Genomic DNA, 23,350 nt, shown 5'->3' on the forward strand with positions numbered 1-23,350 from the left:
TCCGGCCTTCGAACTGTCTATCCCCGACATCCCCTCTAGGAGCAAATCCTACGGGGGACTACAATCCCCTCCCCGCGCCTTGGCTGATCCACCCCGCATGTCGACCTGTTCCGTACACCCGCTGCCCTACCGGGCCAACCCCGCCGAGTATTTTGCGGCGATTCGCCATGCGCCCGGCGCGGTGCTACTCGACAGCGGCCGGCCGGTGGCCGAGCGCGGGCGTTATGACCTGCTCAGCGCCTGGCCCGAGGCGACCTTGGCGGTGGAGCCCGACGAAAGCGGCAGCGATTTCCTGCAGCGTTTGCGTAAAAACCTGACTCAGTTGGGTAACGCCAGCCTGCCCCACGGTTACACCTTGCCGTTTGTCGGTGGTTTGATCGGCTACCTGAGCTATGACTTTGGCCGACACCTGGAGCAAATGCCGCACCTGGCGGTGGATGACTTGCACCTGCCGGACGCGCGCTTCGGTTTGTATGCCTGGGCGCTGATCAGTGATCACCAGGTGCAAACCAGTCAACTGGTGTTCCACCCGGCGCTGGCTGACAGCGAGCGGCAACGCTTGATCGCGCTGTTCAGTCAACCGACGGCCGAGACCACGGCGCCGTTCGCGCTGAAGGGACCAATGAAGTCGGACCTGACCCCTGAGGCTTACCACCAGGCCATCGTGCGCATTCAGGATTACATCCAGGCCGGTGACTGCTACCAGGTCAACTTTGCCCAGCGTTTTCGCGCGCCGTGCATCGGTGATCCATGGGCGGCTTATTGCGCCTTGCGCGCAGCCTGCCCAACGCCTTTTCCGGTTTCCAGAGCCTGCCGGATGCCGGCGCGGTGCTGAGCTTGTCACCGGAACGCTTCGTCAGGGTCAGCGAGGGCCAGGTTGAAACCCGCCCGATCAAAGGCACGCGGCCACGCGGCGCAACGCCTGAACAAGACGCCTCCCACGCCGCCGAACTGCTGGCCAGCCCCAAGGATCGCGCCGAAAACCTGATGATTGTCGACCTGCTGCGCAACGACCTCGGCCGCACCTGTCGCACCGGCTCGGTGAGCGTGCCGGAGTTGTTCAGCCTGGAAAGCTACCCCAACGTGCATCACCTGGTCAGCAGCGTTATCGGCGAGTTGGCCGACAACAAAGACGCCCTCGACCTGATCGCCGGCAGCTTCCCCGGCGGGTCCATTACCGGTGCGCCGAAGATCCGCGCAATGCAGATCATCGACGAACTGGAGCCGACGCGACGCGGCTTGTATTGCGGCTCCCTGGTGTACCTGGACGTGCGCGGCGAGATGGACAGCTCCATCGCCATCCGCACTTTGCTGGTCAAGGATGGCCAGGTGTGCTGCTGGGGCGGAGGCGGGATCGTGGCGGATTCGCAGTGGGAGGCGGAGTATCAGGAGTCGCTGACCAAGGTACGGGTGCTGTTACAAACCTTGGAAAGTTTGTAACGCACGACCCTCGTGGCTTTGGGCATCAACTGAATGACTTACAGGCTCAACGTCCGATTCGAAGCCTTGATGAACTCCCGCTTCAAATCCTCAAACGTATGCACCGCTGGGAACTGCGGGAACTCGCGAATCACATTCTCCGGCGCGTGGAACAGAATCCCACGGTCGGCTTCGCCCAGCATGGTGGTGTCGTTGTAGGAATCGCCGGCGGCGATCACGCGGTAGTACAGGCTCTTGAACGCCAGCACCGACTGGCGCTTGGGGTCTTTCTGGCGCAGTTGGTAGCTGATCACCCGGTCATTTTCATCGGTGATCAGACGGTGGCAAAGCAAGGTCGGGAAGCCCAGTTGGCGCATCAGCGGCTGGGAGAACTCGTAGAACGTGTCGGACAGGATCACCACCTGGAAGCGCTCGCGCAGCCAGTTGACGAACTCGATGGCGCCTTCCAGCGGCTTGAGCGTGGCGATCACGGCCTGTATGTCGGCAAGCTTGAGCCCGTGTTCGTCGAGGATGCGCAGACGTTGCTGCATCAGCACGTCGTAGTCGGGAATGTCGCGGGTGGTGGCCCGCAGGGATTGGATACCGGTTTTTTCGGCGAAGGCGATCCAGATTTCCGGAACCAGCACCCCTTCCAGGTCAAGACAGGCAATTTCCACAAGACACTCCATTGGATTTATTGGTTGAGCGGGCAAAACGACTGCCGAACTCTAGCGATTCAAGCTCGCCGCCGCAACGCAGAGCGGATTTTGTTACCATCGCCCACCTAGAGAGCGCTCAGCGCCACTGACCTGTAGGAACCGTCCTGATGAACCAAGCCTTCGACGTCGTTGAACTCGCCACGACCTATGCCAACAAATCCGCCCAGGACATTCTCAAGCTGGCGTTCAGCCAGTTCGGCGATGACCTGTGGATCTCTTTCAGCGGTGCCGAGGACGTGGTGCTGGTGGACATGGCCTGGAAGCTGAACAAGAACGTCAAGGTGTTCAGCCTCGACACCGGCCGCCTGCATCCGGAGACCTACCGATTTATCGAGCAGGTACGCGAGTTCTACAAAATCGACATCGAACTGATCTCGCCGGACCAGAGCAAGCTGGAGCCGTTCGTCAAGGAAAAGGGCCTGTTCAGCTTCTACAAGGATGGCCATGGCGAATGCTGCGGCGTGCGCAAGATCGAACCGCTGCGCCGCAAATTGTCCGGCGTGAGCGCCTGGGCCACCGGCCAACGCCGCGACCAGAGCCCCGGCACCCGCAGCCAGGTGGCGGTGCTGGAGATCGACACAGCCTTTTCCACCCCGGAACGCACCCTGTACAAGTTCAACCCGTTGGCGCAAATGACCAGCGAAGAGATCTGGGGTTATATCCGCATGCTGGAACTGCCCTACAACAGCCTGCATGAACGCGGCTTTATCAGCATCGGCTGCGAGCCATGCACCCGGCCGGTGTTGCCCAACCAACACGAGCGCGAAGGCCGCTGGTGGTGGGAAGAGGCCACGCAGAAGGAATGCGGGCTGCATGCGGGGAACATCATCAGCAAGGCGTGAGGGTTGACGCGGTTGGAAAATGTGGGAGGGGGCTTGCCCCGATAGCGGTCTGTCAGTCAGCGTATGTTTGACTGAAACACCGCTATCGGAGGCAAGCCCCTCCACATTTGTTTTGTATTTAGGCTTGAAATGTACACACACATGTAACCATTGGTGCCATTTATGTGTGCAATTCTTATTCAGACGCACCATAACGTAACACCTGCCCCCGACTATCGTCTGTCTCGTTGAACCCCACGCTTACACCTTAAAAATAAATAACTGTTCAATCGGTCAATTTATAAATCTTTAAATTCAGCCAGTTATTTAGATGCCCTATTAAAACGAAATTAGCCAGGGTTTTCATAGATCCAAAACTGGCACGCATGTGGCTTAAGGTGAAAAGTGATTTGTATACAATAAATACAAAACCTACATACACTTTGCCATCCGCCGCTTTGCTGCAGATGTGCTGGAGCCTGCCGGAATGCGTACTAGCCTCTCGAATGACCTCGCACTGGATCTGCCCTCTTCAGCCTTGAACCCCGAGGCCGCCGGCCCCGGCCCGCTGGTACTCAGCCCACGCCTGCACAACAAGGACCTGGCGCCTACCAAGGTGGAAGGCCGGCGTTGGGGGCGCTATAGCATTTTTGCGCTGTGGACCAATGACGTGCACAACATCGCCAATTATTCGTTCGCCATCGGCCTGTATGCGCTGGGCCTGGGCGGTTGGCAAATCCTGCTGTCCCTGGGGATCGGCGCGGCGCTGGTGTACTTCTTCATGAACCTGTCGGGGTATATGGGCCAGAAGACCGGGGTGCCGTTTCCAGTGATCAGCCGTATCAGTTTCGGTATTCATGGCGCGCAGCTTCCGGCGCTGATCCGTGCGGTGATTGCGATTGCCTGGTTTGGTATCCAGACCTACCTGGCATCGGTGGTTTTCCGCGTGCTGCTGACGGCAATTCATCCAGGCTTTGCCGAGTATGACCACAACGCGATCCTGGGCTTATCCACCCTGGGTTGGGTGTGTTTTGTGGCGATCTGGTTCGTGCAACTGGTGATCCTGGCCTACGGCATGGAGATGGTGCGGCGCTACGAAGGCTTCGCCGGGCCGGTGATCCTGGCAACGATGGCTGCCTTGGCCGGCTGGATGTACTTCCAGGCGGGCGGCAATATTGCCTGGTCGATCCGCGAACCCCTGAGCGGCGGCGAGATGTGGCGCAATATCTTTGCCGGCGGCGCGCTGTGGTTGGCGATCTACGGCACGCTGATCCTCAACTTCTGTGATTTCGCCCGCTCTTCACCGTGCCGCAGAACCATACAGGTCGGTAATTTCTGGGGCCTGCCGGTGAACATCCTGGTGTTCGCCGCCATCACCGTGCTGCTGTGCGGCGGGCAATTTCAGCTCAATGGCCGAGTGATCGAAAGCCCCACCGAAATCATCGCGGCCATCCCCAACACCTTCTTTCTCGTGCTGGGTTGCCTGGCGTTCCTGATTGTCACCGTGGCGGTGAACATCATGGCCAATTTCGTCGCCCCGGCCTTTGTGCTGAGCAACCTGGCGCCCAAGTACCTGAACTTTCGGCGTGCCGGGTTGATCAGCGCCACCGTGGCGGTGTTGATCCTGCCGTGGAACCTCTACAACAGCCCCTTGGTGATTGTGTATTTCCTCTCCGGCCTGGGCGCGCTGCTGGGGCCGCTGTACGGGGTGATAATGGTTGATTACTGGCTGATCCGTAAAAGCCAGGTGGATGTACCGCAGTTGTACAGCGAAGATCCGAAAGGCGTTTATCACTACAGCCGTGGGGTCAATTTACGTGCCGTCGCGGCGTTTATTCCTGCGGCGGTGATCGCCATCCTGCTGGCGCTGTTGCCGGGTTTTGCCAGCGTCTCGCCGTTTTCCTGGCTGTTTGGCGCCGGTATTGCAGGGGTGCTGTACCTGCTGATCGCCAAGCGCGAACCGTTTTACGCCGATGTCAGCGGCGAAAGCATTGCAGTCGATAACGTCAGTCATTAATCAAGGACATTCCATGCGTATCCTCGTGGTCAACGTCAACACCACCGCCTCCATCACCGACACCATCGCCCAGCAAGCGCGGGCCGTGGCGGCGCCGGGCACCGAAATCGTCGGACTCACCCCGTACTTTGGCGCCGAGTCGGTGGAGGGCAATTTCGAAAGCTACCTGGCGGCCATCGCCGTGATGGACCGGGTCATGGCTTACGACCAGCCATTCGACGCAGTGATCCAGGCCGGCTACGGCGAACATGGCCGCGAAGGCTTGCAGGAATTGTTGAACGTGCCGGTGGTGGATATCACCGAAGCCGCCGCCAGCACCGCCATGTTCCTGGGCCACGCTTATTCGGTGGTGACCACCCTGGACCGCACGGTGCCGCTGATTGAAGACCGCCTGAAGCTCGCCGGCCTGTACCAACGCTGCGCCTCGGTGCGGGCCAGCGGCATGGCTGTGCTGGAATTGGAAGAAAACCCGCTGGCCGCCATGGAAGCCATTGTGCGCCAGGCGGAGCTGGCCATTGGGGAAGACAAGGCCGAAGTGATCTGCCTGGGCTGCGGCGGCATGGCCGGGTTGGACGAACACATTCGCCAGCGCACCGGCGTGCCGGTGGTGGATGGGGTGACGGCGGCGGTGACGATTGCCGAATCGTTGGTGCGGTTGGGGCTGTCGACGTCCAAAATTCGGACTTATGCGACGCCAAGGCCTAAAAAGATCATGGGCTGGCCGGGCACGTTCGGCCGTTGAGATCGAATGTGAGGGCTTGCTCCCGATGCGAGGGTGTCAGCTGGCTGATGGATGACTGACCCACTGCTATCGGGGCACGCCCCCACACACGTCTTGAACTGTGCCTGGCCTTAGAGTGCGCTGAACCTCTGGCCCAAGTTCTGCTCGGCGAACTGCTCGATGATGAAATCCACAAACGCCCGGGTCTTGCCGGGCAGCAATTTATGCTCGGCGTAGTAGATGGAGATATTGCCGTCATCCACATACCAATCGGGCAACACACGAACCACCGCGCCGCTGTCGAGGAACGGCACGGCCATCGGCATGCTGACCAGGGCGATGCCCAGGCCCTGGGCGCTGGCGCAGCAGGCGGCTTCGGAGTCGCTCATGGTCATGCCGGGCTTGAGCACCAACGGGCTGTGGTCGCGCTCGATGCTGGTCAATTGCCAGGAACGCACACGGCCGGTTTGCGGTGAACGGATGAGGATGCCGGTGCAACGCGCCAAATCCTCAGGCACCGACACCGGCGGGCGCTTCGCCAGGTAATCCGGCGAGGCCACCAGCACCCGGTGCGCCGGGGTCAACTTGCGCGCCACCACACCCTGGGGCAGTTCGAAACCACCGCCGATGGCGGCATCAAAGCCCTGGCCGATCAGGTCGACTTGGCGATTATCGAAATGCCAGTCCGGGCGGATATCCGGAAAACGTTGCATGAACGCGCCAAGCAAAGGCACCACATAGCGATTGCCGAACACCGTGCCCATGCTGACCTTGAGCGTGCCCACCGGCCGCCCCTCGGCGCTGGCCAGGTTGGCCACGGCATTCTGGATGGTGATGAGGCTGGCGCTGACCTCTTCGAGGAACAGCTTGCCGGCCTCGGTCAGCGCGAGACGGCGCGTGCTGCGCTGGAACAACCGCACACCCAGACGCACTTCCAGCTTGGCCACGCTTTTGCCCACCGCCGCCGGCGTCAGGCTCAGGTGGCGCGCGGCTTCGGCAAAGCTGCCACCTTCGGCGCTGCGTACGAAGCATTCGATACTGCCAAAGCTCTCCATAAGGCCACACTCTAAACTTTTGGTTTACACAGACTATAGCAATCACGGTCTACCGGTTGGGGTGGGCGGGGTCGATACTCGGTTCCAACAACAAGGCATTGGGCCTTGCACAGCCAGGAGATCGACATGACCACCCCTAACCTCAGCGGCAAAGTCGCCTTGATACAAGGCGGTTCTCGCGGCATCGGCGCCGCCATCGTCAAACGTCTTGCAGCACAAGGCGCAGCCGTCGCCTTTACTTACGTGAGCTCAGCCGCCAAGGCTGAAGAATTGCAGAACAGCGTGATCAACGAAGGCGGCAAAGCCCTGGCGATTCAGGCCGACAGCGCCGATGCCAGCGCGATTCGCAACGCCGTCAACGCCACCGTCGCCGCTTTTGGGCGCCTGGATATCCTGGTGAACAACGCCGGCGTGCTGGCCATCGCCCCGCTGGAAGATTTCAAACTGGAAGACTTCGACCAGACCCTGGCGATCAACGTACGCAGCGTGTTTATCGCCACCCAGGAAGCGGCCCGGCATATGGGCGAAGGTGGCCGGGTGATCAATATCGGCAGCACCAATGCCGAGCGCATGCCGTTTGGCGGTGGCGGGCCGTATGCCATGAGCAAGGCCGCGCTGGTGGGATTGACCAAGGGCTTGGCGCGGGATCTGGGGCCACGGGGTATTACCATTAATAACGTGCAGCCTGGGCCGGTGGACACCGATATGAACCCGGCGAACAGTGAGTTCGCGGCAAGCTTGATGAATTTGATGGCGGTGGGGCGTTATGGGCACGTAGAGGAAATCGCCAGCTTTGTGGCTTACCTCGCAGGCCCGGAAGCCGGCTACATCACTGGCGCCAGCCTGACCATCGATGGCGGGTTCAGCGCATAGGTTTTCTGCAGAAATGCAAAACCCAATGTGGGGCGTGCTGCCGACGGTGGTGGTTCAGTCAATAACGATACCAACTGTCACACCGCCATCGGGAGCCTGCCCCCACATTTTGACCGACAGGTTCAGGAGAGGGGCGGCAGGCCGTACGCAGCCAGGTCAAAGTCCGCGAGTTTGCGGATGATCTGGTCGGCATGCGGGTACTTGCTGTCGGCCATGGCTTCATCGGGCACGGCGATGGCGGTCATATGGGCCGCCTTGGCAGCGGTGACGCCAAACGGTGAGTCTTCGAACACCAGGCAATCTTCGGGCGCCACGCCCAGGCGGCGGGCAGCGGTGAGGAAGATATCCGGCGCAGGTTTGGCAGCACCGACTTCCGGGTCGTCAGCAGTCACGATCGTGTCGAACAAGCCAAACCACTCGCGGTGCAGCGTGGTCTTGTGGCCAAACGAATTGCGCGACGAACTGGTGCCCACGGCAATCGGAATATTGTGCGCCTTCAAGTGCCGCACCAGCGCCTCGGCACCGGGCATGCCCAGGGCCTTGGGGAAGCGCTCGCTCATCAGCGGCTCACGGATTTCCAGAAACTGCGCCGGGGTGATCGGTAGATTCAACGCCTTGACCACATAATCCGCCAGGTCCTGTGCCCCGCGCCCGATGATGTGCTGCTTGATCCCCCAGTCATAGGTACGACCATAACGCTCGGCAATGATCTGCGTGACTTCGGTGTAGATGCCTTCAGTATCCAGCAACAACCCGTCCATATCGAAAATCACAGCCTTGATCGGAGCAGCGGTACGCGGTGCATTCATCACAACAGATCCTGGGAGGAAGGACTAAATGGATTCAGCACAATAGCGGCCGCGCTTACCTGCGAGCAACCCTTTAGACTGTACGCCTCGCCTTTCTGAAGTGCCCGCCATGCTCTACCGTCTCGCCGCCGACAGCCTCATGCTGTCGAACACTACATCCTCACCTTGATCTACCCGGCCGGGCTGACGCCGCAAATCCAGTGGCTGCTGGGCGCGGCGGTGCTGGCGATCAATATCGCGGTGTACACCCGGCTGATCCGACATTATCGACAGGCTGGAGACAGCTGCGGTGGTGAAGAATCACAGTCCCTCAGCCCCTTCATAGCCGCCGCCATGTCCGAAGCCTTCGAAGTCCCCAGCCCCCACGAAAAACATCTCGAACACACCACCGAACATGCCCACGCCCGCGGGGACAATTTCGCCAGCCGCATTGCCGTCATGACAGCACTGATGGCCACCCTCGGCGCCATGCTCAGCTACCAGGCCGGCTCCACCGAAAGCGAAGCGGCGATGGATAAGAACAACGCCGCCATCTTCAAGACCGAAGCCGCCAACCAGTGGAATTACTACCAGGCCAAATCCAGCCGACAGAACCTGGCGGAACTGGCCATGCATATTCCCGGCGTGGACGCCGCGCATTACAAGGACGAGAGCGAACGCTACAAAAACCAGAAGGAAGACGTGCGCAAACAAGCGGAGAAACTTGAGGCCACGTCTCGGCAATGGGATGAAAAATCCGAACAGGCCCTGCACCAGCATCACCGCTGGGCCCAGGCAATGACCGCGATTCAGATCGCAATTTCGCTGGCGGCGATTACGTTGCTGACAAGAAAGGAGTGGTTGAAACGCTTGGCGTATACGGCGGCAGGGGTAGCCGTGGTGTTAGGAAGTTTGGCGTGGTTGCATCTTTAGCATGAGGCTGGACAGCTGCGTACCCAGCATGACGAGGCCAACCCTTCCCGGGTTTTGACCTCGGGTGCGAGGCCCCTTCAGGCCTGCTCCACCACGACCCGATTACGCCCTTCTTGCTTGGCTTGGTACAACAACCGGTCAGCCCTCTCAAGCACGGCAGAGATCGGTTCACTTGCGGGGTGCCAAAGCGCCACGCCAAGCGAGACGGTGATGTGCCCGACTGTGTCGATATCCGCTGCCGCAATCGAGCATCGTAGTCGCTCGGCGACGTCGGCTGCGGCCTGAAGCGAACTGTTGGGCAATAACAGTACGAACTCCTCTCCCCCGACCCGGCAGGCCAAGTCGTTGGAGCGTGAATTCTGCTGCATGAGCGCCGCGATGGCCCGCAATGTGTGATCCCCCACAGCATGGCCAAACGTGTCGTTGACGCGCTTGAAGTGATCGATGTCCACGGAAACGACGGCGAACATTTTATCGGCGTCCTGCCAACGCGACAGAATGTCCTGCATCGCTCGACGATTGGCCAAGCCTGTCAATGCATCGGTTTGGGCTTGCTGGTTCAGCTTGCCGATTTTTTCCTGTAGCAGGCTGGCACCCAATAGCAGCGCCCTGCGAATCTGCCAGCTTTCGAAATAGTGCGCCGGGACTGCACTGATCCGCTCGTAGCTGTCAGGCGTATCCAACCGTTTGGCGCAGTCGGCGAGCTTGGACAGCGGCGCTGAGATCCTTGCCCCCAACCACCAGATCAGGAGGATTCCGAACAGCGCAAGGGGCGCTATCCCTTGTGCAACCTTGACCATGGTCTGGCGCAGGAGCGCGTGTATGTTGTCGAGTGGCTGCTGCGAAATCACTCCCCAACCGCTGCTGGCTACCTTGGCGAACCCCGCGAGCATTTCCACGCCATTTTCATCCGCTGCCTGCAACGTACCCGCGTCTTGACTGAGCGCGGCGTCGGCGATCGAACCCTTTGCGACAATGTTGCCGATTTGCTCGGGATCGTTGTGATAAAGCACCCGGCGTGAGCTATCGATCAAGTAAACATGCGCGCCATCCCGGCGCACATTGGTGTCCATCAATGCCTGGAGTGTATTCCTCTGCTCCAGTCGGACACTGCCCCCTATAACGCCCAGATACTGACCTTTCCCATCGAACACGGGCTGGGAGATAAACACCACCAGATTACCCGCGATGGACTCAAACGCATTGCTGATGATCGGCGCGCGAAGGCTGAGCGGTTCCTTGTGTTGCAGGGTACGGCCATTGAGCGCGAGGCTCTCGGGGGCTGACGCGATAATGGTTCCGGTGGCATCGGCGATAAGTACGGAGTTGAAACTGGCATCCTGCCCAAGCAGGCGCTGAGTTTCTTCTGTCAGATAGCGCTTGTCGTCAAACGTTTTGCCAATGGCGGCTGAAGCGTACTTCAACTTATCGAGGTCGGAGCGCAATACCTGCTCGACACTCGTGGCGATCCTATAGGCATAGGCTTTGTTGACCTCCAGCGCGTTCTCAATCAATTCCTGCTTACGAATCTTGAACATCACCCAGAAACTGTTGGCCAGGGTTGCGACCGCAGAGAGCAGGACAAAAATAAGGATCAGAGTGCGAAGGTTGAGCTTGGGCTTCGGTCGGGTGGTCATTTACGCAGTCCGGCTGGGGCGGGAGAGTTACCAAAGATTTCGAACAAGTATGCACTGTCCTGAGAGCCAGCCCGCAGGGGTCCTGCCTGTTTTTTACAAACGCCAGAAACCACAAACCCCCGGCTTTCGCTAGAAAACCGGGGGTTTGTGTTTACTTAATGTGGCGGTGAAGGAGAGATTCGAACTCTCGATACAATTTCTTGTATACACACTTTCCAGGCGTGCTCCTTAAGCCACTCGGACACTTCACCGTATCTCGTCAAACCAGTTCAGTCTGTCGAGGCGCGCTAATGTAGTCGAAAGCCTTGCTGATGGCAAAGGTTTTTTTCAGAATTTTCATGCGCTTAGGCGGGTATGCCGGATTCGCCCCGGTACGGGGTGGTGATTGTGCCAATCTCGGGCAGGTTAAAGAGGGTCTAGGCTGGGTACTACGCCCTGCGGCAGGCCATTTGCGGGCGGGGTTGAGTGAAAAGCCTGACTGGCCAGTCAGTCACAGCGCTTTACCGGCGCGGGCGTGGTGGGTAACGTCTGCTGCATTCTTCTATAACAAGTCCTACAAGGAACCGCGTCATGAGTGAGTTGATTGCCTACCACCTCGAAGACGGTATCGCGACCCTGACCTTGAGCAACGGCAAGGTGAACGCCATTTCTCCGGCGGTGGTGAGTGCGTTTAATGAGGCGCTGGACCAGGCCGAGAAAGATCGGGCGGTGGTGGTGATCACCGGCACGCCGGGGATTTTGTCGGGTGGTTACGACCTGAAGGTAATGACGGCCGGCCCAAAAGAGGCGATCAGCCTGGTGACGTCGGGCTCGACGTTGGCGCGGCGCCTGCTGTCGCACCCGTTCCCGGTGATTGTGGCGTGCCCTGGGCATGCGGTGGCCAAGGGCGCTTTCCTGTTGCTGTCGGCGGATTATCGGATTGGGGTGGAAGGCCCGTTCAGCATTGGCCTGAATGAAGTGGCGATCGGCATGACCATGCACCACGCCGGGATCGAGTTGGCGCGGGATCGTCTACGCAAGTCGGCGTTCCATCGCTCGGTGATCAATGCCGAGATGTTTGATCCACAAGGCGCGTTGCACGCCGGTTTCCTCGATAAGGTGGTCGCACCGGAAGACTTGCACGCAGCAGCCCTGGAAGCTGCGCGGCAGTTGAAGAAGATCAATATGAACGCCCACAAGCACACCAAGTTGAAAGTGCGTAAGGCGCTGCTGGAAGCCTTGGACGACGCGATCATTCGGGACCAGAGCCACAGCCTGAGCTAAGTGCTTACAGTTGTTGTGCCAGAGCCCGACCTTCGTCGGGCTTTTTCTTACACGCAAATCCGAAACGCCATCCCCTACCTCGATAGGGGCAATTGCTGAATACAGTGCACAACCGTACACTGAGCCACCTTTTGCCCGCATAGGCCGTGTCGATGCTTTTCCTGTTGCGTATGTTGTTGATGGGCCTGCACTTTATCCTCGCCGGCGTGCTAGGCGTGTTGATTGGGCTCTGTCGCCCTTTCAACCCGGACAACAGTCGCCTGTGCGCTCGCCTGTATGCGTTGCCGGCCATGTGGATATTGCGTTTAAACGTGAAGGCCGATGTCGACTCGTTGCGCAACAAGCCTGGCACCTGCGTGGTGATCGCCAATCACCAGTCCAATTACGATCTGTTTGTCTGTGGCAACGTGGTGCCCTACCGTACGGTGTGTATCGCCAAAAAGAGCCTGAAATGGGTGCCGCTGTTCGGCCAGTTGTTCTGGCTGGCAGGCAATGTGCTGATCGACCGGGGCAACGCGCACAAGGCGCGCCGCGCGATACTCACCACCACGCACACCTTGCAGCATGAAGACACCTCGATCTGGGTGTTTCCGGAAGGCACGCGCAACCTCGGCAAAGGCCTGCGGCCATTCAAGAAAGGCGCGTTTCATATGGCGATCGCGGCCGGCGTGCCCATCGTGCAGGTGTGTGTCAGCAATTACGTCACCCACATGCGGCTCAATCGCTGGAACAGCGGTGATGTGCTCATACGCTCGCTGACGCCGATTCCTACCGTCGGGCTGACGTCGGATGACGTCCCAGCATTGATGCAGGCTTGCCAGGCGCAGATGGATGAATGTATTGCCGCAATGGACCGCGAACTCAAAGCGCCGCAACAATAGAACTCCCTTCCAGCTAAGCTGCCCAACACCTGTCCCCTTTATAAGAAGTGACCAGCACCATGGGTAGAGTTGTTGCAGCCGCCGTCTACAGCGCCGGTAAGAAAGTCACGGATATCACCCTTGATGAAGGCGCGGCCTGGGCCGCCAAACCCGGGCACTTTGTGTGGATCGGCCTGGAAGAGCCCAATGCCCAGGAGCTGAGCAACCTGCAGCGCCAGTTCAACCTGCATGAACTGGCTATCGAAGACGCCCTGGAAAAACACAGCCGCCCCAAGCTGGAAACCTTCGGCGATGCGCTGTTTATCGTCACCTACTCACCGGTGCGCGAGAACGGCAAGCTGGAGTTTATCGAGACCCATATCTTCGCCGGCACCGGCTATATCATCACCGCGCGCAACGGCCACTCGGCGTCCTACGGCTTTGTGCGCCAGCGCTGTGAGGCGCGGCCGCTATTGTTGGAACATGGGGAAGATTTCGTACTGTATGCGTTGCTGGATTTCGTCACCGAAAATTACCAGCCGGTCAGCGAGGCCATCCACGCCGAGATCGATGAGCTGGAGCACAACGTGTTGTGCAGCTCGCTCAGCGAACGCGACATCCAGAAGATCCACGGCCTGCGCCGCGACGTGCTGCGGCTCAAGCGCTATGTAGCGCCGATGGTGGAGATCAGCCAGGAATTGCAGAAGCTGAGCTTCCCGTTTATCGATAAGAACATGCGCCCGTATTTCCGTGACGTGCAGATCCATGTGACACGGCAAATGGAAGACCTCACCACCCTACGCGATATTGCCAGCCAGACCATCGAGATCGGTGTGTTACTCGAGGCGTCGCGCCAGAGCGTGGTGCAACGCAAGTTTGCCGCGTGGGCGGCGATCCTCGCGTTCCCCACCGCAGTGGCGGGGATTTATGGGATGAACTTCCAGAACATGCCCGAACTGCAATGGCACTACGGCTATTTTGCGGTGCTCGGGCTTATTGCGACAGGTTGCACAGGCTTGTGGGCCAGCTTCAAGCGCTCTGGTTGGCTTTAAGCGCGCGCCTCAGGTTTGTGCGCCACAAAGCGCATCATCCATTCCGCCACCGTGGCGCCGTGGTGGTCACGCTTAAGGCTCGCTACGCCGTTCGTGTAGATCGTTTCACCCAGCGTTGTCTGAAGAATCTCCAACAGCTCGCGGGAATAGTCGTGGATGAACTCCGGGTGCCCTTGGAAGCACAGCACCTGGTCGCCAATGTGATACGCGGCGAACGGGCAGAAATCGCTGGAGGCAATAACCGTGGCATTGTCCGGCAAGGTGGTGACCTGGTCCTGATGGCTGATCAACAGCGTCAGTTCCGGTACCTCCGGGCTCATCCACGGCGCCTTGGTATCGAGTTTGTAATCATGGATGCCCATGCCCCAGCCTTTGCTGGCGCGTTCAGCCTTGCCGCCGAGCAGCAGCGCCAATAGCTGGTGACCGAAACAGATGCCCAGCAATTTGTCGCCACGCTCATAGCGCTGGAGCAGGTAGGTCTTGAGGGTCTGTATCCAGGGGTCGGTACCGAATGAATCGGCCTTGCTGCCGGTCACCAGATAGGCATCGAACACCTCATCGTCCGACGGGTATTCGCCTTGCACCACGTTGTAGACCACAAACTCGGCGGCAATCGGTTGCTTGGCGAACAGGCGCTTGAACATCTGCCCGTAACCTTGGTACTGATCGATCAAGCCTGGACGCAGGATATCGGTTTCCAGGATGCAGACGCGTAGCGACATAAAAAATACCTGACACGGCGATGGGAATATTGAACACCCAGAGCCTGCCTTGAAACACCCCTTCAAGGCAAGCCCCCTCCCACACGCCGATCACCGAAACACTTCATCTCGTGCGGCTTTGTCGAGCAACAACGCCGGCGGCGAAAACCGCTCGCCATACTGCTCAGCCAGATAACGGGCGCGGGCGATGAAGTCGTTCAAGCCGTACTGGTTGATAAACTGCAACGCTCCCCCACTCCACGCCGCAAAACCAATGCCGAAAATCGACCCCACGTTGGCGTCGGCAGTGGACATCAACACGCCCTCCTCCACGCAGCGCACGGTTTCGATGGCCTGGATAAACAGCAAACGGTCGCGCACATCCTGCGCAGAGATCTGTTGATCCGGCTGTTCAAAGCGCTTTTTCAGTTCGGGCCACAAGTACTTCTGCCCGCCACTGGGATATTCATAGAACCCGCCGCCTGCCGCCTTGCCTGAACGCTGGTATTCGTTCACCAGCAGATCGATGACCGCCGTCGCCGGATGCCCAGGTACATTCTTACCTTCAGCCAGCAGGTCTTTGGCCGCCTGCTGTCGGATATGGCTCATCAGGCTGAGGGAGACTTCATCGGAAACGGCCAGCGGCCCCACCGGCATACCCGCTTTGCGCGCTTCGGTTTCAATCATCGGCGCAGCCACGCCCTCGCCGAGCATGGCGATGCCTTCGTTGGTGAAAGTGCCGAACACCCGCGAGGTAAAGAAGCCGCGACGGTCGTTGACCACGATCGGGGTTTTCTTGATTTGCAGGACAAAATCGAACCCACGGGCCAGGGTTTCGTCCGAGGTGTTGGCGCCCTTGATGATTTCCACCAAAGGCATTTTGTGTACCGGGCTGAAAAAATGCAGGCCGATGAATTTGCCGGCATCCGGCACCGCCTTGGCCAGGCCGCTGATGGGCAAGGTGGAGGTATTGGAAGCGATCACCGCATCGGCGCCGACCACGTTTCGCGCGGCAGCCGAGACCTTGGCCTTGAGCTCACGGTCTTCGAACACTGCTTCGATGATCAGGTCACAGCCGGCCAGGTCGGCATCCGAGGCCGTAGGATGGATCCGCGCCAAGGTGCTTTCCCGCTGCTCGGCGCTCAATTGCCCACGGCCGACTTTTTTGTCCAGCAACGCCGCCGAATGCGCCTTGCCCTTCTCGGCACCGGCCTGGGTGATGTCCTTGAGCACCACGTCGACCCCCGCGCAGGCGCTGGCATAGGCAATACCCGCGCCCATCATCCCTGCGCCAAGCACGCCGACCTTGCGCGTCACATAGGGGGCAAAGCCCTGGGGCCGCGAGCGGCCGGCCTTGATTTGATTAAGCTGGAACCAGAAGGTGCCGATCATGTTTTTCGCCACTTGCCCCACGACCAGCTCGGTGAAGTAGCGGGTTTCAATCAGGTGCGCGGTGTCGACATCCACCTGGGCACCCTCGACGGCGGCGCAGAGGATTTTCTCCGGAGCCGGGAAACAGCCGTTGGTTTTGCTGCGCAGGATCGACGGCGCAATCGCCAGCATCTGTGCCACCTTGGGGCTCGCTGGAGTGCCGCCGGGGAGCTGATAGGCCTTGTTGTCCCAGGGCTGCCTGGCGTCCGGGTTGGCCAGGATCCAGGCACGGGATTTGGCCAGCAACTCGTCGCGGTTCACCGCCAGCTCATTGATCAAACCGGCTTGCAGCGCCTGCTGCGGCCGAATTTTTTTACCCTCCAGCAAATACGGCAAGGCCTTTTCCAGGCCGAGCATGCGCACCATGCGCACCACGCCACCGCCGCCGGGCAACAGGCCCAGAGTGACTTCCGGCAGACCGAGCTGCACCGATTTATCGTCCAGCGCAACCCGGTAATGACACGCCAGGCAAATCTCCCAACCGCCCCCCAGGGCCGCGCCGTTGATCGCCGCCACCACCGGTTTGCCGAGGGTTTCCAGACGGCGCAGTTGCGCTTTTAACACCCGCACGCCGTCGTAGAAGTCCTTGGCGTGGGCCTTGTCGACCTGGATCAGTTCATTAAGGTCACCGCCGGCGAAGAAGGTCTTCTTCGCCGAGGTGATAATCACCCCAGCGATGTGGTCCTTTTCTGCTTCCAAACGTAGGACGGTGGCCGCCATGGCCTCGCGGTATGCGCCGTTCATGGTGTTGGCGCTCTGGCCGGGCATGTCGAGGATAAGCACCACGATCCGGTCCTGGCCTTTTTCGTAACGAATGGCATCGGTCATCAGAAATTCCTTGGATCAGAGGCGTTCGATAATGGTGGCGATCCCCATGCCACCGCCGACACACAGGGTGGCCAGGCCGTAGCGTTGCCGGCGCACTTCTAGTTCGTCGAGCAAGGTGCCCAGGATCGCGCAACCGGTGGCGCCCAGTGGGTGGCCCATGGCGATGGAACCACCATTGACGTTGACTCGCGCCGCATCAATGCGCATGTCCTTGATGAATTTGAGCACCACCGAGGCAAACGCTTCGTTGACTTCGAACAGGTCGATGTCTTCCACGCGCAAACCGGCCTTGGCCAAGGCTTTGCGGGTAGCCGGCGCGGGGCCGGTCAGCATGATGGTGGGGTCGGTGCTGGTCACCGCGGTAGCGACGATGCGCGCCCGTGGCTGCAGGCCCAGCTCGCGGCCCTTGGCCTCGGAGCCGATCAACATCAGCGCGGCGCCATCGACGATGCCGGAGCTGTTGCCCGGCGTGTGCACATGCCGGATGCGCTCCACATGGCTGTAGACCCGCAACGCGGTGGCATCGAAGCCCATTTGCCCGATCATTTCGAAGCTGGGCTTGAGCTTGCCCAGACCGTCGAGCGTGGAGTCGCCACGGATAAATTCGTCATGGTCGAGCAGCACGATGCCGTTCTGGTCCTGCATCGCAATCAGCGATTTGTTGAAGGAACCATCGGCGCGCGCCCTGGCCGCTTTCTGCTGGGACTGTAGGGCAAAGGTGTCGACGTCTTCACGGGTAAAGCCTTCGAGGGTGGCGATCAGGTCGGCACCGATGCCCTGGGGCGTGAAGTGGCTGTGCATGTTGGTTTGCGGGTCGAGCACCCAGGCACCGCCATCACTGCCCATGGGCACGCGGGACATGGACTCGACGCCGCCTACCACCACCAGGTCTTCAAAGCCGGAACGCACTTTCATCGCGCCCAGGTTCACCGCTTCCAGGCCCGAGGCGCAGAAGCGGTTGACCTGTACACCGGCGACACTGATAGCCCAGTCCGCCACCAGAGCGGCGGTTTTGGCAATGTCGGCGCCCTGATCCCCCACCGGGGTCACGCAGCCCAGCACAATGTCATCCACTTGCTGGGTGTCGAGGTCGCTGCGTTGCGCCAGTGCGGTGAGCAGGCCTGCCACCAGGTTCACCGGCTTGACGCTGTGCAACGCACCGTCGGCCTTGCCCTTGCCACGGGGTGTGCGTATCGCATCAAAGATCAAAGCTTGGGTCATGACGTCCTCGGACCATTGCGCAGTAGTGCCCTTACCTTAGGCCCGATTGACACGGTTTCAATGACGGATGCGCTCATTGCTTTTGACCCCCACGCTCGGACGAACGGTAGGGCCCTAAGGTAATTCGCGGGTTAATCGTTTTAGCTGTCTAGCCAAGGCATTGGCGCCAAGATGGCGTTATGCCTCATACGTTTTTAAGCTGATTTCCTGCTTAGCTGATATGAAATGGATCTAAGCGTTGAAGAACGGGGGCTCTAAGGTTCAATCAGTAGGAGGTTGCTGCCGGGTTTTGCTGGAGCAGCTGTAAGAAAAGCGACACGTCAACGCGCCATACTGAAATAAACCGGCACGTATTTGACGCTCAGGAATAACAACAAAAGGCAGTCAGCCATGTTCAAGCACACAAAAGTACGTCAGGCGGGACTTATTCTGTTCGCCACCACCCTGATTCTGATCTTGCCCAACTTGACCAAAGTTATTGGGTGATGCCGCGTGCGCAGCACTGCATGCATCAGGACTACCGATTTTTGGCAGCACCTGCCGGGCCTTCGTGTATAGCGATCCTGTTGCAGGGGCTGCCTTTTTACGCGTGTTTTTGCGCTATCGTGAGCCCCATCGCGACTTAACACGGGGCCTGCGCCTTGAAACCGATCTTTGCATTTATCGCCTTGCTGCTTGCCCTGCCCGCTCATGCGGCGCAATTGACCATTGAGCTGGACCACACCAGCAAAACCTGGCAAACCGCCGACCTGCTCAAGCACCCGGATGCGCAGACGGTGCAGATCGTCGATGACGTTTCCTACAAGCGCAACATGACCTATCGCGCATTGCCATTGGCTGTACTCCTACCAGGCCTTAAGCCTGAAAATCACCTGCAAGCCGTGGCCCTCGACGGCTTCGCCGCTGAACTTACCGCCGCCCCGCTGCTGCAGAACCACGGCGCCCGCGCTTGGCTGGCGGTGGAAGACCCCGCCAAACCATGGCCTGCCCTGGCCGATGGCAAGCCCAGCGCCGGGCCGTTCTACCTGGTGTGGACCGACCCGCAGGCCGGGCATATCAGCCCTGAGCAATGGCCGTTCCAAGTTTCCAGAATCAAGCAACTGCAAACGGTGGCCGAGCGTTTTCCGGCGCTGTTGCCTGACCCGGCACTGGCCGCAAATGACCCGATCAATAGAGGCTTTGCGCTGTTCCAGAAAAACTGCCTGGCCTGCCATCGCCTAAATGGCGCAGGCGATGCACAGGTGGGCCCGGACTTGAATACGCCTTACAGCCCCACCGAATATTTCGGCGCTGATTTCCTCAAGCGCTATATCCGCGACCCCAAAGTCTGCGGCATTGGCCCCAGGCGAAGATGCCGGCATTCGCCGCCAGCGTGTTGCCTGACAGCGAGTTGGATTTGCTGGTGGGGTATTTGAAGCATATGGCGGGGCGTAAACAACAGCCTTGAGACCGCCCCACATTGATCTGCGGCGCCTTGAGATTATTGCTGCTGCACTGCGATCACCGGCGTGGGCGCCACGAACACCTTGGCATGCATCTGCTCATGCCCGCCGCCACGGCGCATGCCGCGCACCGGGCAGGCGTCAAGATAATCCAAGCCCACCGCGAGCTTGAGGTGCCGCTCCGGCCGTGCCAGTTGGTTGGTCACGTCAAAGCTGTACCAGGCGCCGTCCAACCAGGCTTCGGCCCAAGCGTGGCTGGCCAGGTGCGTGCTGTCTTCGGTGTACAAATACCCTGATACATAGCGTGCCGCGATCCCAAGGCTGCGCGCGCAGGCCAGGAACGCGTGAGTGTGGTCCTGACAAACACCCGCCCCGCCGGCAAAGGCCTGCGCGGCACTGGTGTCGACTTCGGTGGCGCCAGGGGTATAGACCATCACGTGGTTGAGCGCGTGCGTCAGGTCGATCAATGCCGTGCGGTCGCGACGTTGATAACAGTGCTGTTCGGCAAACTCACGCAACGCCTCGTCGGGCTCGGTCAGGCGCGTGCAGCGCAGGAACGGAAGCGGCGATTGGCTCTCGTGTTCGGCCTCGCGCAATTCGTCGATGTCCACTTGGCCACGGGCACCGATGATGATGGTGTCATGCGGCTCATCCAGGGTCAGCACGTGCAGGATATTGCCGAACGGGTCCACTTGGGCGCGCACCGGGCGCGGCAGGTCCAATTGCCAACTGAGTACGTGCTGGCGCTCGCTGTCGTGGGGGGTCACACGCAAGTACTGGATGCTGGCGCGCACTTGGTCTTCGTAGTGGTAGGTAGTTTCGTGGCTGATGGAGAGTCTCATGCCGCCTCCAGGTAGGAACTGTAGATGGCGTCGCCTAACTGGCGAACCAAAGGGATAAAGTCGGTCAGCCAGGCGTGCAGGCCTTCTTCGAGGATTTCATCAATGGCGGTAAAGCGCAGGCGCGCGTCCATCTCGGCGGCCAGGCGTTGCGCCGGTCGCCCGTTGAGGCCTGGCAGGCTGGCGAGGATCTGGTCGATCTCTTCGCTGCAGGCCCTGAGCGAGCGCGGCACGTCTGCGCGCAACAGCAACAGTTGCGCAACGTGTCGGGCGCCTGGGGCGTCGCGATAAATCTCGGTATAGGCCTCGAACGACGACAGCGCGCGCAACAAGGCGCTCCATTGGTAGTAGGCGTGAGCCGTGCCGTCGGTGACGGCTTCGGCGCGGTCGCCGGCCATTTCATAGCGTGCGTCCAGCAAACGCAGGGTGTTGTCGGCGCGCTCGATAAACGTGCCCAGACGAATGAAACGGAACGCGTCGTTGCGCATGATGGTGCCGTAGGTGGCGCCACGAAACAGATGTGAGCGCTCCTTGACCCACTCGCAGAAACGGCTCATGCCGTAGCGGCCCAGGCCTTGTTGGGCGATATCGCGGATATCCAGCCAGGTGGCGTTGATGTTTTCCCACATGTCGGCGGTAATTCGCCCACGCACCGCATGGGCACTGGCCCGCGCGGCGCCGAGACAACTGTAGATACTGGCCGGGTTGGCCGCGTCCAGAGCGAAGAAGTGCAGCAGGTTTTCGGCATGCAATTCACCGTGGCGCTCGCGGTAATCCTCCAGGGTGCCGGTGATCAATAACGGCATGGCCAGTTCATGCAGGCCATCGCCGCGCCCGTCCTGGGGCATCAGCGACAACGAATAACTGACATCGAGCATGCGCGCGAGGTTTTCGGCGCGCTCAAGGTAGCGCGACATCCAATATAAATCCGAGGCAGTTCTGCTCAACATGGCATCAATCCTCCACCACCCAGGTGTCTTTGGTGCCGCCGCCCTGGGACGAGTTGACCACCAGCGAACCTTCGCGCAGCGCCACACGGGTCAAGCCGCCGGGGACTACACGGGTTTCCTTGCCGGACAACACAAACGGGCGCAGGTCGATGTGCCGTGGGGCGATACCGTTTTCGACAAAGGTCGGGCAGGTGGACAGGCATAGGGTCGGTTGGGCGATATAGGCGTGGGGCTTGGCCTTGATACGCGCACGGAAGGCTTCGATCTCGGCCGCGGTGGACGCGGGCCCCACCAGCATGCCGTAGCCGCCGGAGCCTTGGGTTTCCTTGACCACCAAGTCCGGCAGGTTGGCCAGCACGTGGGACAGTTCATCAGGTTTGCGGCACTGGAAGGTCGGCACGTTCTTCAGGATCGGTTCTTCATCCAGGTAAAAACGGATCATCTCGGTGACGAAGGGATACACCGACTTGTCATCCGCCACCCCGGTGCCGATGGCATTGGCCAGCACCACGTTGCCTGAACGATAGGCGGCGAGCAGGCCGGGTACGCCGAGCATGGAGTGCGGATTGAACGCCAGCGGGTCGAGAAACGCGTCGTCGAGGCGACGGTAGATCACGTCCACCGCCTTGGGGCCGTCGGTGGTGCGCATAAATACGCGGTCATCACGTACGAACAAGTCAGCCCCTTCCACCAGTTCCACACCCATTTCCCGAGCGAGGAACGCATGCTCAAAAAAGGCGCTGTTGAACCGCCCCGGCGTCAGTACCACCACGCTGGGGTTATCCAGGGGGCTGGAGCTTTTCAGGGTATCGAGCAGCAGGTTGGGGTAATGGTCGATGGGCGCGATGCGCTGGGCCGCGAACAGTTCGGGGAACAGGCGCATCATCATCTTGCGGTCTTCGAGCATGTAGCTGACACCGCTGGGTGTACGCAGGTTGTCCTCCAGCACGTAGTAAGTGCCATCGCCATCACGTACGAGATCGACCCCGGAGATGTGGGAATACAGATCACGGTGCAGATCCAGCCCCTGCATCGCCAATTGATATTGCTCGTTGGCCAGCACCTGTTCGGCGGGAACGATGCCGGCCTTGATGATGCGTTGCTCGTGGTACAGGTCGGCGAGAAACATGTTCAGCGCCTTGACCCGCTGGATGCAACCGCGCTCGACCACCCGCCATTCACTGGCCGGAATACTGCGCGGGATGGTGTCGAAGGGGATCAGGCGCTCGGTGCCTTGCTCGTCCCCGTACAGGGTGAAGGTGATCCCGGCGCGGTGAAACAGCAAATCGGCTTCGCGGCGACGCTGGGCCAAGAGTTCTGCCGGGGTGTCGGCCAACCAGCGGGCGAATTCGCGGTAGTGCGGGCGCACCTGCCCCGCCCCATCGTACATCTCATCGTAATAAGTGCGGATCATGCCGTACTCCTTGTCACTCGGACGCAAGAACCATCGCAAGGCCCGTGCCATCGGCATAAACACTTAAAAATCAGTGCGTTGAATTAATCCAGGCACCTTGTCGCACCTTCCTGGTGCACAGAATGCCCGGCGTGTTGTCCTGCGCTTCATCGCAATGCAGGCTTTGACTATCAACAGCATAGCCAGAGTTGATTTCACTGCCCGGCCAAGCCTGCGGATAATCGCGCCATCTGCTGAATAACCTTTGGCGCTCCGCTCTTCCCTTTAGGCCACCCTCGTTGGGTGGCTTTTTTTTAGGGTTCAAAAAGTACGGTAGGCGTCGCGCGGCGTTTCAGGTCATACAAACAAAATCGGCCGACCCTGAGG

18 protein-coding genes, 1 tRNA gene and 3 pseudogenes are annotated in these 23,350 nt (G+C 60.0%); 11 read left to right on the top strand and 11 right to left on the bottom strand.

Features of this window, described 5'->3' with window-relative positions:
* Positions 1-181 precede the first annotated feature (181 nt).
* Positions 182-1,440: pseudogene (gene pabB / locus AB4O25_RS11460) on the top strand (aminodeoxychorismate synthase component I).
* 38 nt (positions 1,441-1,478) lie between these two features.
* On the opposite strand, the gene thrH reads toward pabB, so the two are convergent.
* A complete protein-coding gene (gene thrH, locus AB4O25_RS11465; RefSeq protein ID WP_017527437.1) occupies positions 1,479-2,096 on the bottom strand; it encodes a bifunctional phosphoserine phosphatase/homoserine phosphotransferase ThrH in 618 nt (205 codons plus the stop codon).
* A gap of 149 nt (positions 2,097-2,245) precedes the next feature.
* Between thrH and AB4O25_RS11470 the strand changes: the two genes are divergently transcribed.
* The 3 genes from AB4O25_RS11470 to AB4O25_RS11480 all read left to right on the top strand — a co-directional run bounded on the left by AB4O25_RS11470 (position 2,246) and on the right by AB4O25_RS11480 (position 5,718).
* Positions 2,246-2,980, top strand: a complete 735-nt coding sequence (locus AB4O25_RS11470; protein ID WP_065878221.1) for a phosphoadenylyl-sulfate reductase — start codon at positions 2,246-2,248, stop codon at positions 2,978-2,980.
* 466 nt (positions 2,981-3,446) lie between these two features.
* Positions 3,447-4,976: an NCS1 family nucleobase:cation symporter-1 gene (locus AB4O25_RS11475; protein ID WP_017527435.1), complete on the top strand. Its 1,530-nt coding sequence runs from the start codon at positions 3,447-3,449 to the stop codon at positions 4,974-4,976.
* Between the two features lie 13 nt (positions 4,977-4,989).
* Positions 4,990-5,718, top strand: coding sequence for an aspartate/glutamate racemase family protein (locus AB4O25_RS11480; RefSeq protein ID WP_065878222.1), 729 nt, complete (start codon positions 4,990-4,992; stop codon positions 5,716-5,718).
* Between the two features lie 110 nt (positions 5,719-5,828).
* Here the strand turns inward: AB4O25_RS11480 and AB4O25_RS11485 are convergent, their stop codons facing one another.
* Positions 5,829-6,752: a LysR family transcriptional regulator gene (locus AB4O25_RS11485; RefSeq protein WP_065878227.1), complete on the bottom strand. Its 924-nt coding sequence runs from the start codon at positions 6,750-6,752 to the stop codon at positions 5,829-5,831.
* Positions 6,753-6,878: 126 nt separating this feature from the next.
* On the opposite strand from AB4O25_RS11485, the gene AB4O25_RS11490 reads away from it, so the two are divergent.
* Positions 6,879-7,625: a 3-oxoacyl-ACP reductase family protein gene (locus AB4O25_RS11490; RefSeq protein ID WP_017527432.1), complete on the top strand. Its 747-nt coding sequence runs from the start codon at positions 6,879-6,881 to the stop codon at positions 7,623-7,625.
* Between the two features lie 122 nt (positions 7,626-7,747).
* Here AB4O25_RS11490 and AB4O25_RS11495 read toward each other — a convergent pair whose 3' ends face one another.
* A complete protein-coding gene (locus AB4O25_RS11495; protein WP_065878229.1) occupies positions 7,748-8,434 on the bottom strand; it encodes an HAD-IA family hydrolase in 687 nt (228 codons plus the stop codon).
* A gap of 144 nt (positions 8,435-8,578) precedes the next feature.
* Here AB4O25_RS11495 and AB4O25_RS11500 point away from each other — a divergent pair.
* Together AB4O25_RS11500 and AB4O25_RS11505 are read left to right on the top strand one after the other, a co-directional pair.
* Positions 8,579-8,704, top strand: a pseudogene (locus AB4O25_RS11500) (DUF2784 domain-containing protein); the annotation flags it as partial.
* 63 nt (positions 8,705-8,767) lie between these two features.
* The gene (locus tag AB4O25_RS11505) at positions 8,768-9,346 is read left to right on the top strand and encodes a DUF4337 domain-containing protein (RefSeq protein ID WP_017527429.1); all 579 of its coding nucleotides are present in this window, start codon (positions 8,768-8,770) and stop codon (positions 9,344-9,346) included.
* Between the two features lie 77 nt (positions 9,347-9,423).
* Here the strand turns inward: AB4O25_RS11505 and AB4O25_RS11510 are convergent, their stop codons facing one another.
* Complete coding sequence (locus AB4O25_RS11510) at positions 9,424-10,983, bottom strand: sensor domain-containing diguanylate cyclase (protein WP_017527428.1); 1,560 nt, start codon at positions 10,981-10,983, stop codon at positions 9,424-9,426.
* A 161-nt stretch (positions 10,984-11,144) separates the two neighbouring features.
* Positions 11,145-11,234, bottom strand: a tRNA-Ser gene (locus AB4O25_RS11515).
* Between the two features lie 319 nt (positions 11,235-11,553).
* Here AB4O25_RS11515 and AB4O25_RS11520 point away from each other — a divergent pair.
* The 3 genes from AB4O25_RS11520 (at position 11,554) to AB4O25_RS11530 (ending at position 14,158) form a co-directional block, all read left to right on the top strand.
* Positions 11,554-12,246 (top strand): crotonase/enoyl-CoA hydratase family protein, encoded by a 693-nt coding sequence (locus AB4O25_RS11520; RefSeq protein ID WP_017527419.1) that lies wholly within the window; start codon positions 11,554-11,556, stop codon positions 12,244-12,246.
* 152 nt (positions 12,247-12,398) lie between these two features.
* Complete coding sequence (locus AB4O25_RS11525) at positions 12,399-13,127, top strand: 1-acylglycerol-3-phosphate O-acyltransferase (RefSeq protein WP_017527418.1); 729 nt, start codon at positions 12,399-12,401, stop codon at positions 13,125-13,127.
* A gap of 59 nt (positions 13,128-13,186) precedes the next feature.
* A complete protein-coding gene (locus tag AB4O25_RS11530; protein WP_017527417.1) occupies positions 13,187-14,158 on the top strand; it encodes a magnesium and cobalt transport protein CorA in 972 nt (323 codons plus the stop codon).
* On the opposite strand, the gene AB4O25_RS11535 is transcribed toward AB4O25_RS11530, so the two are convergent.
* The 3 genes from AB4O25_RS11535 to AB4O25_RS11545 form a co-directional block, all read right to left on the bottom strand.
* Positions 14,155-14,880 carry an amidotransferase gene (locus AB4O25_RS11535; RefSeq protein ID WP_017527416.1) on the bottom strand — a complete coding sequence of 242 codons (726 nt, stop codon included), beginning with the start codon at positions 14,878-14,880 and terminating at the stop codon, positions 14,155-14,157. The genes AB4O25_RS11530 and AB4O25_RS11535 overlap by 4 nt on opposite strands.
* Before the next feature lie 90 nt (positions 14,881-14,970).
* Positions 14,971-17,118 (bottom strand): 3-hydroxyacyl-CoA dehydrogenase NAD-binding domain-containing protein, encoded by a 2,148-nt coding sequence (locus AB4O25_RS11540; RefSeq protein ID WP_017527415.1) that lies wholly within the window; start codon positions 17,116-17,118, stop codon positions 14,971-14,973.
* A gap of 15 nt (positions 17,119-17,133) precedes the next feature.
* Positions 17,134-18,339, bottom strand: a complete 1,206-nt coding sequence (locus tag AB4O25_RS11545) for an acetyl-CoA C-acetyltransferase (RefSeq protein ID WP_460150866.1) — start codon at positions 18,337-18,339, stop codon at positions 17,134-17,136.
* A 641-nt stretch (positions 18,340-18,980) separates the two neighbouring features.
* On the opposite strand from AB4O25_RS11545, the pseudogene AB4O25_RS11550 reads away from it, so the two are divergent.
* Positions 18,981-19,786 (top strand): annotated as a pseudogene (locus AB4O25_RS11550) (cytochrome c).
* 33 nt (positions 19,787-19,819) lie between these two features.
* On the opposite strand, the gene AB4O25_RS11555 reads toward AB4O25_RS11550, so the two are convergent.
* Genes AB4O25_RS11555 through AB4O25_RS11565 form a run of 3 tightly spaced genes read right to left on the bottom strand, consistent with a single transcriptional unit; the run spans position 19,820 to position 22,984 of the window.
* Complete coding sequence (locus AB4O25_RS11555; RefSeq protein ID WP_460150867.1) at positions 19,820-20,623, bottom strand: transglutaminase family protein; 804 nt, start codon at positions 20,621-20,623, stop codon at positions 19,820-19,822.
* Entirely contained in the window at positions 20,620-21,570 is a 951-nt protein-coding gene (locus tag AB4O25_RS11560; protein WP_017527410.1) for an alpha-E domain-containing protein, read from the bottom strand. The genes AB4O25_RS11555 and AB4O25_RS11560 overlap by 4 nt, the downstream gene beginning before the upstream one ends.
* Positions 21,571-21,574: 4 nt before the next feature.
* On the bottom strand, positions 21,575-22,984 hold the full coding sequence (locus tag AB4O25_RS11565; RefSeq protein WP_460150868.1) for a circularly permuted type 2 ATP-grasp protein: 1,410 nt from the start codon (positions 22,982-22,984) through the stop codon (positions 21,575-21,577).
* Positions 22,985-23,350 lie beyond the last annotated feature (366 nt).

Source organism: Pseudomonas sp. S3_A03 (assembly GCF_054668275.1).